Annotated in this window: 13 protein-coding genes; 8 read left to right on the top strand and 5 right to left on the bottom strand. The window is 67.4% G+C overall.

The genetic code is table 11. From position 1 onward, the window contains the following. Positions 1 to 50 precede the first annotated feature (50 nt). From M1L61_RS20145 to hemC, 4 genes are all read left to right on the top strand, one after another. Positions 51 to 710, top strand: coding sequence for an alpha/beta hydrolase (locus tag M1L61_RS20145; RefSeq protein WP_100050030.1), 660 nt, complete (start codon positions 51 to 53; stop codon positions 708 to 710). Between the two features lie 3 nt (positions 711 to 713). Beyond that, the gene (locus M1L61_RS20140; protein WP_043397582.1) at positions 714 to 1,757 is read left to right on the top strand and encodes a sensor histidine kinase; all 1,044 of its coding nucleotides are present in this window, start codon (positions 714 to 716) and stop codon (positions 1,755 to 1,757) included. Positions 1,758 to 1,767: 10 nt separating this feature from the next. Continuing rightward, positions 1,768 to 2,499, top strand: coding sequence for a LytTR family DNA-binding domain-containing protein (locus M1L61_RS20135; RefSeq protein WP_010481294.1), 732 nt, complete (start codon positions 1,768 to 1,770; stop codon positions 2,497 to 2,499). Between the two features lie 570 nt (positions 2,500 to 3,069). Continuing rightward, a complete protein-coding gene (gene hemC, locus M1L61_RS20130) occupies positions 3,070 to 3,981 on the top strand; it encodes a hydroxymethylbilane synthase (RefSeq protein ID WP_248854001.1) in 912 nt (303 codons plus the stop codon). A gap of 117 nt (positions 3,982 to 4,098) precedes the next feature. On the opposite strand, the gene M1L61_RS20125 is transcribed toward hemC, so the two are convergent. Together M1L61_RS20125 and M1L61_RS20120 are read right to left on the bottom strand one after the other, a co-directional pair. Next, a complete protein-coding gene (locus tag M1L61_RS20125) occupies positions 4,099 to 4,875 on the bottom strand; it encodes a DUF481 domain-containing protein (RefSeq protein WP_010481298.1) in 777 nt (258 codons plus the stop codon). Positions 4,876 to 4,982: 107 nt separating this feature from the next. Continuing rightward, entirely contained in the window at positions 4,983 to 5,585 is a 603-nt protein-coding gene (locus M1L61_RS20120) for a hypothetical protein (RefSeq protein ID WP_010481299.1), read from the bottom strand. A gap of 81 nt (positions 5,586 to 5,666) precedes the next feature. Between M1L61_RS20120 and M1L61_RS20115 the strand changes: the two genes are divergently transcribed. After that, positions 5,667 to 6,638, top strand: coding sequence for a YafY family protein (locus M1L61_RS20115; RefSeq protein ID WP_248854000.1), 972 nt, complete (start codon positions 5,667 to 5,669; stop codon positions 6,636 to 6,638). A 26-nt stretch (positions 6,639 to 6,664) separates the two neighbouring features. Then, entirely contained in the window at positions 6,665 to 7,459 is a 795-nt protein-coding gene (locus M1L61_RS20110; RefSeq protein ID WP_248853999.1) for a MetQ/NlpA family ABC transporter substrate-binding protein, read from the top strand. 100 nt (positions 7,460 to 7,559) lie between these two features. Here the strand turns inward: M1L61_RS20110 and glpK are convergent, their stop codons facing one another. From glpK to M1L61_RS20095, 3 genes are all read right to left on the bottom strand, one after another. After that, positions 7,560 to 9,059, bottom strand: coding sequence for a glycerol kinase GlpK (gene glpK, locus M1L61_RS20105; RefSeq protein ID WP_049411058.1), 1,500 nt, complete (start codon positions 9,057 to 9,059; stop codon positions 7,560 to 7,562). A gap of 102 nt (positions 9,060 to 9,161) precedes the next feature. Further along, positions 9,162 to 10,646, bottom strand: a complete 1,485-nt coding sequence (glpD, locus tag M1L61_RS20100; RefSeq protein ID WP_248853998.1) for a glycerol-3-phosphate dehydrogenase — start codon at positions 10,644 to 10,646, stop codon at positions 9,162 to 9,164. A gap of 245 nt (positions 10,647 to 10,891) precedes the next feature. After that, positions 10,892 to 11,527 carry an OmpW family outer membrane protein gene (locus tag M1L61_RS20095; protein ID WP_010481310.1) on the bottom strand — a complete coding sequence of 212 codons (636 nt, stop codon included), beginning with the start codon at positions 11,525 to 11,527 and terminating at the stop codon, positions 10,892 to 10,894. 186 nt (positions 11,528 to 11,713) lie between these two features. Here M1L61_RS20095 and M1L61_RS20090 point away from each other — a divergent pair, with 186 nt between their 5' ends. Together M1L61_RS20090 and aceF are read left to right on the top strand one after the other, a co-directional pair. After that, on the top strand, positions 11,714 to 12,229 hold the full coding sequence (locus tag M1L61_RS20090; RefSeq protein WP_248853997.1) for a DNA-deoxyinosine glycosylase: 516 nt from the start codon (positions 11,714 to 11,716) through the stop codon (positions 12,227 to 12,229). A gap of 167 nt (positions 12,230 to 12,396) precedes the next feature. Continuing rightward, positions 12,397 to 14,109, top strand: coding sequence for a dihydrolipoyllysine-residue acetyltransferase (gene aceF / locus M1L61_RS20085; RefSeq protein WP_248853996.1), 1,713 nt, complete (start codon positions 12,397 to 12,399; stop codon positions 14,107 to 14,109). Positions 14,110 to 14,146 lie beyond the last annotated feature (37 nt).

Here is a 14,146-nt window from a genome sequence, read left to right as displayed (position 1 = left end):
TCGTCCCGCGGCAGCGGCATAATGCGGCTCGAACTTGAAGGAGCCGCATCATGCTGCAAACGGTGGAACAGGAAACCGGCGCCTCGCCGCAGTGGTCGGTGATCTGGCTGCACGGCCTCGGCGCCGACGGCCACGACTTCGCACCGATCGTGCCGGAGCTGGTGCGTCCGCATTGGCCGGCGCTGCGCTTCGTGTTCCCGCATGCACCGGTGCGGCCGATCACGATCAACAACGGCGTGCCGATGCGTGGCTGGTACGACATCGTCGGCATGGATTTCCGTTCGCGCGCCGACATGGCCGGCGTGCAGGAATCGGTGGTGCAGCTGGATGCGCTGATTGCGCGGGAGGTCGAGCGCGGCATCGCGCCGGAGAAGATCTTCCTGGCCGGCTTCTCGCAGGGGGGCGCGATCATCCTGACCGCCGCGCTGTCACGCACCGCGCCACTGGCTGGCCTGATCGCACTGTCCACCTACCTGCCGGAAGCCGAGAGCGCCAAGCGCGTTGACGGAGCGGTGCAGGTGCCGGTGTTCATGGCCCATGGCAGCAGCGACCCGGTGATTCCGCAGGCGGTGGCCGTACACAGCGCGCAGGCCCTGCAGGCACTGGGCCTGGAGGTGGAATGGCACAGCTACCCGATGGCCCACCAGGTCTGCGCCGAAGAGATCCAGGCGCTGGGTGACTGGTTGCAGGAACGCCTGGGCGCTGCCTGAGCCATGTCACCGGCCAGCGCCCCGCCCTGGATGCCGGAACTGTGCCGCCTGCCGCGGCTGGCGGCGATGCTCGGCCTGGCCGAACTGGTGGTGGTGGTGCTGGCCCTGGCCCCGGATGGCAGCCGCCACTGGACCGTGGGCGAACTGCTGTCGGCCAGTGGTTTCGCGCTGTGGCTGGCGCTGGCCGTAACGGCCAGCCTGTGCCTGCTGCGGAACGCGTTGTCGAGGTTGCCACAGGTCCTGGGGGCGGTCTCGGCCATCGCACTGGCGACGCTGATCGCGGTGGTCTGCGCGGGCATCGTGCATGCCCTGTACGCGGTGCTTGGCGACAACTTCGCCCGCGGCATCAGCTTCTGGCGCTTCACGCTGGGCAGCGCCGCGACGACGGCGCTGATCACGGCGTTGGCCCTGCGCTACTTCTATGTGAGTGATCGCTGGGCCGCGCAGGTACAGGCCAACGCACGCGCACAGGCCGACGCGCTGCAGGCGCGGATCCGCCCGCATTTCCTGTTCAACAGCATGAACCTGATCGCCAGCCTGCTGCATCGCGACCCGGTGGTGGCCGAGCGGGCGGTGCTGGACCTGTCCGATCTGTTCCGTGCCGCGCTGGGGGCGGGCGAGGGCGATTCCACCCTGCGTGACGAATGCGAGCTGGCCGAGCGCTATCTGTCGATCGAATCACTTCGACTGGGCGAGCGCCTGCAGGTGAGCTGGCAACGCGACGAGCCACTGCCCTGGGATCTTCCCCTGCCTCGCCTGGTACTGCAGCCGCTGGTGGAGAACGCAGTGCTGCATGGCATCTCGCGGCTGCCCGAGGGTGGGACCATCGAGCTGCAGCTGGCGCGCGAGGGCAATGAGCTGCAGATCCGCGTGCGTAATCCGGCGCCCGATCCGCAGGCCCCCGGGCTGGCCCTGGCGCGCGGTGCCGGCCATGCCCAGCACAGCATCGGCCATCGGCTGGCCTGGCGCTTCGGCAGCGCCGCGCGGATGACGGCTGGCTGGAGCGAGGGCTACTATGCCTGCCAGGTGACAGTGCCGATCCAGTGAGGGAGCGATCGTGAGGGTAGTCATCGCCGATGACGAACCGCTGGCGCGCGAGCGCCTGCGCAGCCTGTTGGCCGCGCAGGACGGCGTGGATGTGGTGGCCGAGGCCGGCAACGGCGAGCAGGCCCTGCACGCGTGCGCGGAGCTGCAGCCGGACCTGGTCCTGCTGGATATCGCCATGCCCGGGCTGGATGGGCTGGAAGCGGCCCGCCACCTGGCCAGCTTCGAGCCACGCCCGGCGGTGGTGTTCTGCACTGCCTACGACGCGCATGCACTGTCGGCCTTCGAAGCGGCAGCGATCGATTACCTGATGAAGCCGGTGCGTGCCGAGCGCCTGGCTGCAGCGATCGCACGCGCACGCACGTTCCTGGCCGGCCGCGACGGCCAGCCGCAGGACCACCGCGGGCAGCAGGCCCGCAGCATGCTGTGCGCGCGCCTGCGCGGCAGCCTGCGCCTGATTCCGCTGGACGACATCCACTACCTGCAGGCCGAAGAGAAGTACGTGGTGGTGCACCACGCACGCGGCGAAGACCTGATCGAGGAGTCGCTGAAGTCGCTGGAGGAGGAGTTCGCCAGCCGCTTCATCCGCATCCATCGCAACTGCCTGGTGGCACGCCATGAGCTGGTGGAGCTGCGTCGAGGCACGGGCGGCCAGGTGCAGGCGATGCTGCGCCATGGCAAGCAGCCGCTGGAAGTGAGCCGCCGCTGCGTGGCGACGTTGAAGCAGGAATTGCGGCATCTGTGAGTGTTCCGCGCGGCCTGCGGCCGCGACTGCTTCGAGATCAACAGCAACAGCAACGGCAACAGCAACAGCGGGTCATGGCTCGGTGTTTCTACGTGCGGGGTCGGGCCGGGGTGGGGTGGCGGGACACGCTGCAAGTACATCCCTGTAAGCTCGATGGCGCCATCCATGGCGCCAACGGTCCCGCCACCCCACCCCGGCCCAACGCTCTCGCTTTTCCCGTGTCGGACGGCAAAGGCATTGTTGTTATCGGGTGGGGGGAAGAGGGGTCAGATCCCTTTTCCTGCGGAAAAGGGATCTGACCCCGGAAGCCGACGGCTGCTGCTTCTGCTTCTGCTTTTTTCTTTTTTCTTTTGATCTTCCGTGGCTGACGCACACGGAAACTGTCAGAGGCCGGTCGGGGTGGGCTGCGCAGGGGCGTGAGCCGCATGGATGCGGCGACCGAGCTTACATGGACGTACTTGCAGCGACCCCTGCGCAGCCCACCCCGACCGGCCAAGCCCAGCTGCTGCTTCAAGCCACGAGGGGCTCCGCCGTTGGCCGTATCCCGCCGATAGGCGCGATAATGACCGGATGGAAACCGTCCGCATCGCCACCCGCAAGAGCCCGCTCGCCCTCTGGCAGAGCGAACACGTCGCCGACCGCCTGCGCCAGGCCCACCCCGGCCTGCATGTGGAACTGGTGCCGATGAGCACCCGCGGCGACGAGGTGCTCGACCGTTCGCTGGCCGCGATCGGTGGCAAGGGCCTGTTCCTGAAGGAACTGGAGCTGGCCATGCTGCGTGGCGAGGCCGACTGCGCCGTGCATTCGCTGAAGGATGTGCCGATGGAACTGGACGCGCCGTTCGCGTTGCCGGCAATGCTGACCCGCCACGATCCCGCCGATGGCTTCGTCTCCAATCTGTACGCCTCGCTGGACGCGCTGCCGATCGGCGCGCGGGTCGGTACCTCGTCGCTGCGTCGTCAGGCCCAACTGCGCGCGCTGCGCCCGGACCTGGAGCTGCTGGACCTGCGCGGCAACGTCAACACCCGCCTGGCCAAGCTCGACAACGGCGGCTACGACGCCATCGTGCTGGCCGTGGCCGGCCTGGAGCGTCTGGGCCTGGGCGGGCGCATCGTCGCGCGCCTGCAGCCGCCGCAGTGGCTGCCGGCCCCGGCGCAGGGCGCGGTGGCAGTGGAGTGCGATGGCGGCAATGCGCGCCTGATGGCGTTGTTTGCCCCGCTTGATGACGCGGCCACGCGTGCCTGCGTGGAGGCCGAGCGGGCGATGAACCGTGCGTTGCATGGCAGCTGCCACGTGCCGGTTGCGGCCATCGCGCAGTGGCAGGGCGACGACCTGCACCTGCAGGGGCTGGTTGGCAGCGCCAGCGATGGCCGTGCGGTGCGTGCCGAGGCGGTGGGCCCGGCCAGTGACCCGGAAGCGCTGGGCCAGCGCGTGGCGAAGATGCTGATGGATGATGGCGCCGGCGAGCTGCTGAACGTCTGAGCCATCGCAGGTAGTGCCGGCCGTTGGCCGGCAACCTCGTGGCCCAGTTGAATGCAGTTGCCGGCCAGCGGCCGGCACTACCGGAAGAAGAACGGGCGCCCTCGGCGCCCGTTCTGCTTATTTGAACTTGTAGACCACGTTCATCGTGGTCAGCGTATCGGTCTTGCGCTTGTCCTCGGCCACGTCACTGTTGTAACGCGCCTGCCAGCCGGCCTTCAGCGCCAGATGCTCGTTCATGCTCACCGAAACCCCGAAGTCGTTCTGGCCGAAGGTGTTGTAGGAACCCGATTCGACCAGCAGGGTGTTGACCAGGTCGGTGTTGTCGGTCAGCGAGTACTTCATGTCGAACAGGCCGCGGCCGATCATGCCGGTGCGGGTGCGGTCGTCCTCGGTGCTGTGGGTGCGGCGCACACCGGGGCCGATCTGTGCGTCGAACGAGAAACGCTCGGTGTTCCACAGGCGGGTGCCGTAACCCAGACCGAACGAGCTCTGGCGGTCGTAGGTGGCGAAGTCATCGCGCTCGGTACGCACCGTGGCCGTCAGCTGGCGGTGCTCGCCCAGCTGCAGCGCGCTGCCGGCACTGCCGGTGTAGCGGTTGGCGGTGGTGTTGTTGCGGCGGCTGGTGGAGCCGTCGTCGCGGGTCTCGATCACCTTGGAGCTGGAACGCAGGCCGGCCAGGTCCATGCTGTGCACCCAGTCGCCATCGGTGTAGCGCAGGCGCAGGCGGCCGTTGAAGCTCTCGGTGCTGCTGTTGCCGCGTGCCGAAGCGAAGCCGAGCTCGCCGCCACTGCCGCTCCACGGCGAGGACATCGCCGCCAGTTCGGAGGCATCCTGCGCATACGCAAGCGGTGCGCACAGCAGCAGGGGGATCAGCAGGGACACGCGCAGGGACATCGGGGCTTCTCCGAAGCGGTTGACAGCCGGTGATGATACTGGAAGCGTGATGGCGGTCCGAATCGATCCAAACGGTTTCTTCAGCAGACGTTGCCGCGATCGCCTATTCAGGGCAGATCGACGCGCAATGCCGGGTCGTTGAAGCGCGAATAGCGCAGGCGCAGCTGGAAGCTGCGGCCATTGCTGCTGCCGCTGCGGACGATCTGCCGCGGCAAGCCCTGCGCGTCCACCCAGTACTCCAGGCGTTCGCCGGGCTGCGCGCCACGCAGCCGGTAGTGACGCGTCTCGACCCCGTCCAGCGACTGGCTGCCCAGGTCTTCGGCCTGCAGATCGGCGGGCAGGGCATCGGCCGGCAGCGGGTTGCGCCATTGCTCGAGCAGGCCCGGTGGGGTCGGCACCTGCCGGATCGCGTCGTCGGCCTGCAGGAACATGGTGTCGCCGATGATCGTCTGCGGACCGGCCGGGGTCTGCACCCGGAAGCGGTCGGGGGCGACGAAGTCCATGGCGCTGCGCACCGGCTGCGGTGCACCCAGCACCTCCAGTTCGGCGTGGAAGCTGCGCAGGGCCGAGAAGCGCTGGCTGGCGCCCAGTACCGCCTGCGCCGGATCCGCCGCAGGCACGGGCGCGTCGGTGCTGGCCGGCGCGGGCGCGCGATCACAGGCGGCCAGCAGCAGGCAGGCCAGCAGGGACAGGGCAGGCAACCGGCGCATCGGGTGTTCCAGAGGGGTGGGGGCGACCACGATAGCCCAAACGTCCCACACAAGACCCGCGACTCGGACATAATCGGGGGTATGGACCGATACGAACGCATCACCGCCCTGCATCGTCTGCTCAAGTCCGCACGCTATCCGGTGACGGTGGCGACCCTGCAGGACAAGCTCGGTTGCTCCCGTGCCACCGTCTACCGCGATCTGGCCTTCCTGCGCGACGCGCTGATGGCACCGATCGAGGGCGACGGCGAGGCCGGCTTCCGTTACCAGGCCGACGAGAGCGACCGCTTCGAGCTGCCCGGCCTGTGGCTGAGCTCGGAGGAACTGCATGCCCTGCTGGCCTCGCAGCACCTGCTGGCGCGGACCGGCGGCGGCGTGCTGTCCTCGGTGCTGGCACCTCTGCAGCAGCGCATCGAGAGCCTGCTGGCAGCCCAGGCTGGTGTTTCCAGCTGGCCGGTGGACCGCGTGCGGGTAATTCCGCACCGTGGCCGCAAGTTCGATGAAGGCAGCTTCCGCAGCGTGGCTTCGGCGGTGCTGGAGCGCCGCCAGCTGGAGTTCGAGTACCGCGCCCGCTCCACCGACGAGCCGACCAAGCGCACCGTTTCGCCGCAGCGCCTGACCCATTACCGCGACAACTGGTACCTGGATGCCTGGGACCATGACCGCGAGGCGCTGCGCAGCTTTGCCGTGGATCGCATCCACAAGGCGCGGGTGATCGACAGCACCGCCCGCGACGTGGCCGACAGCGAACTGGACGAGCAGCTGGGGGCCAGCTACGGCATCTTCTCCGGCGCGCCGAAGGGCTGGGCGACCATCCTGTTCAGCGCCAAGGCCGCGCGCTGGGTGGCCGACGAGCACTGGCATTCCAAGCAGCAGGGCCGCTTCCTGGCCGACGGCCGCTATGAACTGAAGGTGCCGTACAGTGTCTCGCGCGAGCTGCTGATGGACGTGCTGCACTACGGCTCGGATGCCGAGATCGTCGAACCGGTGATGCTGCGCGAGCAGGCCAAGGCGCTGCTTGAGCTCGCCCTGAGCAACTACGACAACTCCTGACACTCCCCCCGAGAACCCTCCCGCCCATGAAGAAGACCCTGTTGCTGCCCCTGCTCGCCGCTGTGCTGGCCCTGACCGCCTGCGGCACGTCCGGCGAGCCCTCGCAGAAGCTGGTGGTGGCCGCCACGGCCGTGCCGCATGCCGAGATCCTTGAAGTGGTCAAGCCGATCCTCAAGCAGGAAGGCGTGGATCTGGACGTGCGCGTATTCAACGACTACGTGCAGCCCAACGACCAGCTGGTGCAGAAGCAGGTGGACGCCAACTACTTCCAGACCGAGCCTTACCTGGACGCCTACAACCGCGACCGCAAGACCGATCTGGTGAAGGTGATCGGCGTGCACATCGAGCCGTTCGGTGCGTACTCGCGCAAGATCAAGTCGCTGGCCGAGCTGCGCGAAGGCGCCGACGTGGTGATCCCGAACGACCCGAGCAACAACAGCCGTGCGCTGATCCTGCTGCACAAGGCCGGCGTGATCGAGCTGAAGGATCCGACCAACGCGCTGTCGACCCTGCGTGACATCACCGCCAATCCGAAGAACCTGAAGTTCCGCGAGCTGGACTCGGCGATGCTGCCGCGCGTGCTGGACCAGGTCGACCTGGCCCTGATCAACACCAACTACGCGCTGGACGCCGGCCTCAACCCGACCAAGGATGCACTGGCGATCGAGAGCAAGGACTCGCCGTACGTGAACTTCCTGGTCGCGCGCCCGGACAACAAGGACGACGCCCGCGTGCAGAAGCTGGCCAAGGCCCTGATCAGCCCGCAGGTGAAGGCCTTCATCGAGACCAAGTACAAGGGCGCGGTGCTGCCGGCGTTCTGATTGCCGGCGCCAATGTCCCTGTAGAGCCGAGCCCATGCTCGGCTCTGCTTTTTTGCGGCGCCCCACCAACGGCAGCCGAGCATGGCTCGGCTCTACAAAGTCAGTCGACGTGGAAGGCGAGGGTGGCGGCAACGGCCTGCTGCCATCCTGCATACAGTTTTTCACGCCGGGCCACGTCCATCTGTGGCTCGAAGCGCCGGTCCAGGCCCCATTGCGCGGCGATCTGTTCGCGGCTGGACCAGAACCCCACTGCCAGACCGGCCAGGTAGGCCGCGCCCAGCGCGGTGGTCTCGGTCAACCGCGGCCGCAGCAGTGGCACGCCGAGGATGTCGGCCTGGAAGCCGGCCAGGAAGTCGTTGCCGATCGCGCCGCCATCGGCGCGCAGTTCGGTCAGCGCGATACCGGCATCGGACTGCATCGCATCGAGCACGTCGCGGGTCTGGTAGGCCATCGCTTCCAGCGCCGCGCGCACGAAGTGCGCCTTGCGGGTGCCACGGGTCAGGCCGAACATCGCACCGCGCACATCACTGCGCCAGTACGGCGCCCCCAGGCCGACGAAGGCGGGAACCAGATAGACGCCGCTGCTGTCGGGCACCTGCGCGGCCAGCGCCTGGCTGTCACTGGCGCGCTCGATCATCCGCAGGCCGTCGCGCAGCCACTGCACCACCGAGCCGGCGATGAAGATCGAACCTTCCAGCGCATATTCCACGCGGCCATCCAGGCCCCAGGCGATGGTGGTCAGCAGGCCGTTGCGCGAACGCACCGCCTGCGTGCCGGTGTGCATCAGCATGAAGCAGCCGGTGCCATAGGTGTTCTTGACCATGCCCGGCTGGAAGCAGGCCTGGCCGAACAACGCCGCCTGCTGGTCACCGGCGATGCCGGCGATCGGGATCGGGTGGTCGAAGAAGAACTGCGGCCGGGTGTGCGCATACACCGAACTGGAATCGCGCACCTGAGGCAGCATCGCGCGCGGGATGTCCAGCAGCGCCAGCAGGTCGTCATCCCAGTCCAGCGTGTGGATGTTGAACAGCAGGGTGCGCGCGGCATTGCTGTAATCGGTCACGTGCGCCTGGCCGCCACTGAGGTTCCACACCAGCCAGCTGTCGATGGTGCCGAACAGCAGCTCGCCGCGTTCGGCGCGCTGCTGCGCGCCCTCCACATGGTCAAGTATCCAACGCACCTTGGTGGCGGAGAAATAGGCGTCGATCAGTAGACCGGTACGCTCGCGGATCAGCGCTTCATGCCCGTCGGACTTCAGCCGCTCGCAGATGGCGTGGCTCTGCCGCGACTGCCAGACGATGGCATTGTGGATCGGCTGGCCGGTGGCACGGTCCCAGACCACGGTGGTTTCGCGCTGGTTGGTGATGCCCAGTGCGGCGATATGGCGCGGGTCGATCTGCCCGCGGCTGAGCAGTTCGGTCAGCGTGGCATAGACGCTCGTGAGGATCTCGCGCGGGTCATGCTCGACCCAGCCGGGCTGCGGGAAGATCTGCGCGAACTCGCGCTGCGCACTGCCGACGATGTCGCCGGCACGGTCGAACAGGATCGCGCGCGAACTGGTGGTGCCCTGGTCGATGGCCAGCACGTAGCGGGGCGTCATGCAGCGTCTCCGGTAGAACGGTCAGGGTAACTTACCTTTCTCTCTGTAGAGCCGAGCCATGCTCGGCTGCATTTGCACAGCGCAGCCGAGCATGGCTTGGCTCTACAGGGTGGGTTGCTCCATCCACGCCTGCAGCCGCGCCACCTGCGCCGCATCCAGCCGCAACCCCAGCTTGCTCCGCCGCCACAGCACGTCCTCGGCATCCAGGGCCCATTCGTGCTCACGCAGGAAGGCGACTTCCCGCGCATGCAGGCCGCCGCCAAAGTCCTCGCCAAGATCGTTCACACCCTGCAGGCCATGCAGCAGCTCCGCGCTGCGGCTGCCGTAGGCGCCGGCCCAGCGGCGTGCGATTTCCTCGGGCAACCACGGTGCCAGCGCCCGCAGGCGGGAGCGCGCCTGTGCGGCGTCACCCCAGTCGCTGCCCGGCAGCGGGTCTCCATCTGCCGTCCAGGCCGGTCCCATCTGTGGCAGAGCTGGCCGCAGCAGGTTCAGCACTTCTTCGGCCAGCACCCGGTAGGTGGTCAGCTTGCCGCCCAGCACATGCAGCGCCGGCGCCGGGTCGGACTGCAGCTGAAGGCGGTAGTCTCGGCTCAGCTTCGCCGCACGCGGGTCCGGGTCGGCCAGTAGTGGGCGCACACCGGCGAACTGCCAGACCACGTCTTGCGCAGTGATCGGCTCGCGCAGATAACGGTTGGCGGCCGCGCACAGGTAGCTCACCTCGGAGGGCAGTACGCCGCAGCGCGCCGGGTCACCGCGGTAGTCGGTGTCGGTGGTGCCGACCAGCAGATGATCGTGGGCGAACGGCAGCAGGAACACCACGCGGCCATCGGGCTGCTGCAGCAGGCAGGCACTGTCACCGGGCCAGGGACGGCGCAGCACGATGTGGCTGCCTTGTACCAGCCGCAGTGACGGGCCGCCGCTGCGTGCCTCCATCTGCTCCAGCAGGCCGCCGGCCCATGGACCGGCCGCATTGGCGACGGCGCGCGCGGTCACATGATGCTGTCCATCGGCGGATTCCAGCATGGCCTGCCAATGGCCCTGTACAGGGCGCAGCTCGATGCAGCGGCTGCGCACATGTACCTGCGCGCCACGTTGGGCAGCGTCCAGGGCGTTGAGCAGCACCAGGCGCGCGTCATCGACCTGCGCGTCGGCGTAGCTGAAGGCCTGCCGCAGGTCCGGAGAGAGCCAAGGGCCGAGCGGATCACTCTGAAGGTCCAGGACGTGCGAGGCGGGAAATGCCGGGCTGCGCCGGCCCAGGTGGTCGTACAGCCACAGTCCCATGCGCAGCATCCAGCGTGGGCGCAGGTGGGGTTCCCACGGCAGTACGAAGCGCAATGGATGGACCAGATGGGGCGCCTGCCGGCGTACCACCTCGCGTTCGCCCAGCGCCTTGCGCACCAGGCCCAGCTCGCCCTGTTCCAGGTAACGCAGGCCGCCGTGGACCAGTTTGCTGCTGGCACTGGAGGTATGCGCGGCCAGGTCGTGCTGTTCGCACAGCAGCACGCGCAGGCCGCGGCCGCTGGCATCACGGGCGATGCCGGCGCCGTTGATGCCGCCACCGATCACCAGCAGGTCGACGTCGTGCATCGTGCCTCCGCATCCTGTTTATGTAGAGCCGAGCCGCGCCACCATTGACCGTGGGCGCCATTGAACGTAACGCATCGCAATGCGCGAGGAGCCCGCCGCTCGACTCGGGATAGGGGCTTGGCTCGACTCTACATAAAAGCAGCCGAGCATGGGCTCGGCTCTACAGGTGGAACGCGGGTGACAGAAACGACGACGGGCCCCGAAGGGCCCGTCGCGTTACATCAGTGAAGCAGGTGCAGCCTGAATCAGAAGCGGGCGCCGATGCCGAAGCCGACGGTCCACGGATCCATCTTGGCTTCGCCGATCTTCTCGCCGCCCACCTTCACGTCCGGGCGCGAACGCATGTAGCGGGCGTCAGCACGGGCGAACCAGGTGGAGTTGATGTTCATGTCCACACCGACGGTGCCGATCACGCCCTTGGCATCCTTGAAGCGGATGTCGGTGTCAGCGCCGTTGCCCAGCTTCTCGTTGCTGAAGCTCGACTGGTAGTAGCCCACGCCCACGAACGGGCGGAACACGTTGTCAGCCTGGCCGAAGTGGTACTGGCCGCTCAGCGCGATCGGCTGCTGCTCGACCGAGCCCAGGCGGGCGTTGTCCGGGCCCTTGAACTTGTTGTCGAACTTGTCGGCAGCGCCCCACAGCTCAACGGCCCAGTTGTCGTTGATGTAGTAGCTGAAGCTGACGGTCGGCGCCGGGCCACCATCGGTCTTCTTCACGCCGGTGATCGGGTCGTTCTTCGGTTCCAGCAGCGAGATGCCGCCGACAACGGCAAAATGCTTGCCCGAAGCGGTGTCGGTGCTGCTGCTGTCCTGGGCGAAAGCGGCCGGCGCGAAGGCGGCGGAGGTCAGCAGGGCGAGACTCAGGATACGGATGGAGCGCATGGGGGTATCTCCTAATGTTTCTTGTTTTGGGCCCCCGGTTGCGGGGCGAGCACACCGTAGTCGCCCCAACATGAATCGAATCCGACGCACGTTAAAAAATAGTTTTCCTTGTTCAGCGACCGGAGCGAAAAGCCTGTTTTCATGGGCTTTTTGGCCTTCGGCGACATTCATGCAGTTGGAGAAGATGTGAGCGAAGCGACGGTGTGCATCGGCCTGCAAGCGCAGGTGAACATGAAGTGCGGGGTGCTGCTGCTGGGTTCGATGCCCGGCGTTGCGTCATTGCAGGAGCAGCGCTACTACGCGCATCCGCGCAATCGCTTCTGGCCTGTGCTGGCCGATATCTGTGGCTTCGACGCGGGTCTGCCCTATGCGCAGCGACTGCAGGCACTACAGGCGGCAGGTATCGGCCTGTGGGATGTGATCGGCCAGTGCGAGCGGCGTGGCAGCCTGGATGCCGACATCGTGCGTGGCACGGAAGTGCCCAATGCGCTGCCGGCATTGATCGCTTCGCTTCCTGAGCTGGAGCTGATCGGCTGCAACGGTGCCGCTTCGCTGAAGGCATTCCAGCGTTGGGTGCTGCCCTGCCTGGAGACTCCGCCAAGGCTGCTGGCACTGCCGTCCACCAGCCCGGCCAACGCGGCCTGGTCGCTGCCGCGGCTGCGCCAGGCCTGGCAGCCGGTAGCCGACGCACTGGCGACATGAAGCGGACATCGTCCGGACAATACGCTACCGACTGGTCGCGGCCGCAACCCATGAGCAACAGCGTGTCCCGGCTGCGTGAGTACTGAAAACACCTGTAACGGTTGGCGCTGGCCCCCGCTGGCCGCACAATAGACGTTTCCCTACACCAGATTGCCGGAGTTATCCCCATGGCCGAAATCAAGGAAGCACTTGTCCCCGATATCGGTGACTACAGCGATATCCCGGTAATCGAGGTGCTTGTCGCCGTCGGCGACACGGTCAAGAAGGACCAGGGCCTGGTGACGCTGGAAAGCGACAAGGCGACCATGGAAGTGCCGTCGTCGGTGGCTGGCGTGGTCAAGGAACTGAAGGTCAAGGTCGGCGACAACCTGTCCGAAGGCAAGGTCGTGGCGCTGATCGAAGTGGCCGAAGGCGAAGCCGCCAAGCCGGCCGCTGCTGCTCCGGCACCGGCCAAGGCCGCTGCCCCGGCTGCCGCTACCCAGAGCGCGCCGGCTCCGGCCGCTGCTGCACCGGCTGCCCCGGCCGCCAGCGGTGGCGCGGTTGAGGCGCTGGTGCCGGATATCGGCGATTACTCCGGTATCCCGGTCATCGAAGTGCTGGTCGCCGTCGGCGACACGGTCAAGAAGGACCAGGGCCTGGTCACGCTGGAAAGCGACAAGGCCACCATGGAAGTGCCGTCGTCGGTGGCCGGTGTGGTCAAGGAGATCAAGGTCAAGGTTGGCGACAATCTGTCGCAGGGCAATGTGGTCGCCATCATCGAAGCCGAGGGCGCTGCCGCACCGGCGCCGACCAAGGCGGCCGCTGCGGCCGCTCCGGCTGCCGCCGAGACCGCCACCAAGGTCGAGCCGGTCGCTGTGCCGGCGCAGCCGGACAAGCTGGCGGCCCGTGAGATCGCCTCGGCCGGTACCCCGAGCAGCCCGCCGGTGCAGTTCAACGCCGATGGCGTGCTGCCGGCCAAGGTGCCGTATGCCACCCCGGCGGTGCGTGTGTTCGCCCGCGAACTGGGCGTGGACCTGCTGCAGATCAACGGCACCGAGAAGGGTGGCCGCATCACCAAGGGTGACGTGCAGAAGTTCGTCAAGGCCGCACTCAGCGGTGGCGTGCCGGCTGCCGGCGGTGCTGCTGTCGCTGCCGGTGGTGGCCTGAACCTGCTGCCGTGGCCGAAGGTCGACTTCAGCAAGTTCGGCGAGACCGAAGTCCAGCCGCTGTCGCGCATCAAGAAGATCTCGGGTGCGAACCTGGCCCGCAACTGGGCCATGATCCCGCACGTCACCCAGTTCGAGCAGGCTGACATCACCGATCTGGAAGGCCTGCGCGTGGCGCTGAACAAGGAAAACGAGAAGGCCGGCATCAAGCTGACCATGCTCGCCTTCCTGATCAAGGCCAGCGCCGCGGCACTGAAGAAGTTCCCGGAATTCAACGCCTCGCTCGATGCCAGCGGTGAAAACCTGACCCTGAAGAAGTACTTCCACATCGGCTTTGCCGCCGATACGCCGAACGGCCTGGTCGTGCCGGTCATCCGCGACGTGGACAAGAAGGGCGTGGTGCAGATCGCGCAGGAAACCGGCGAACTGGCCAAGAAGGCGCGCGACGGCAAGCTGGGCCCGGCCGACATGAGCGGCGGCTGCTTCTCGATCAGCTCGCTGGGCGGCATCGGCGGCACCGCATTCACCCCGATCGTCAATGCACCGGAAGTGGCCATCCTCGGCGTGTCCAAGTCGTCCATCCAGCCGGTCTGGAACGGCAAGGAATTCGCGCCGAAGCTGATGCTGCCGCTGTCGCTGAGCTACGACCACCGCGTCATCGACGGCGCCCTGGCCGCACGCTTCACCACGTACCTGTCGCAGGTACTGGCCGACATGCGCCGCGTGCTGCTGTAAGGCACCGCTTCGCCCCCACCGTGCGGCCGCAGCCCCT

Origin of the sequence: Stenotrophomonas sp. NY11291, assembly GCF_023277365.1 — a bacterium.
GTDB classification, from domain to species: Bacteria; Pseudomonadota; Gammaproteobacteria; order Xanthomonadales; family Xanthomonadaceae; genus Stenotrophomonas; species Stenotrophomonas geniculata.
Note: the sequence above shows the minus strand (reverse complement) of the source record. Positions and strands in the feature narration are given on the sequence as shown.

Excerpts from the sequence above, each read along its gene's own strand:
- M1L61_RS20145 (WP_100050030.1), top strand. The coding sequence starts at position 51 with ATGCTGCAAACGGTGGAACAGGAAACCGGCGCCTCGCCGCAGTGGTCG.
- M1L61_RS20140 (WP_043397582.1), top strand. The coding sequence starts at position 714 with ATGTCACCGGCCAGCGCCCCGCCCTGGATGCCGGAACTGTGCCGCCTG.
- hemC (WP_248854001.1), top strand. The coding sequence starts at position 3,070 with ATGGAAACCGTCCGCATCGCCACCCGCAAGAGCCCGCTCGCCCTCTGG.
- M1L61_RS20125 (WP_010481298.1), bottom strand. The coding sequence starts at position 4,875 with ATGTCCCTGCGCGTGTCCCTGCTGATCCCCCTGCTGCTGTGCGCACCG.
- M1L61_RS20120 (WP_010481299.1), bottom strand. The coding sequence starts at position 5,585 with ATGCGCCGGTTGCCTGCCCTGTCCCTGCTGGCCTGCCTGCTGCTGGCC.
- M1L61_RS20115 (WP_248854000.1), top strand. The coding sequence starts at position 5,667 with ATGGACCGATACGAACGCATCACCGCCCTGCATCGTCTGCTCAAGTCC.
- M1L61_RS20110 (WP_248853999.1), top strand. The coding sequence starts at position 6,665 with ATGAAGAAGACCCTGTTGCTGCCCCTGCTCGCCGCTGTGCTGGCCCTG.
- glpK (WP_049411058.1), bottom strand. The coding sequence starts at position 9,059 with ATGACGCCCCGCTACGTGCTGGCCATCGACCAGGGCACCACCAGTTCG.
- glpD (WP_248853998.1), bottom strand. The coding sequence starts at position 10,646 with ATGCACGACGTCGACCTGCTGGTGATCGGTGGCGGCATCAACGGCGCC.
- M1L61_RS20095 (WP_010481310.1), bottom strand. The coding sequence starts at position 11,527 with ATGCGCTCCATCCGTATCCTGAGTCTCGCCCTGCTGACCTCCGCCGCC.
- aceF (WP_248853996.1), top strand. The coding sequence starts at position 12,397 with ATGGCCGAAATCAAGGAAGCACTTGTCCCCGATATCGGTGACTACAGC.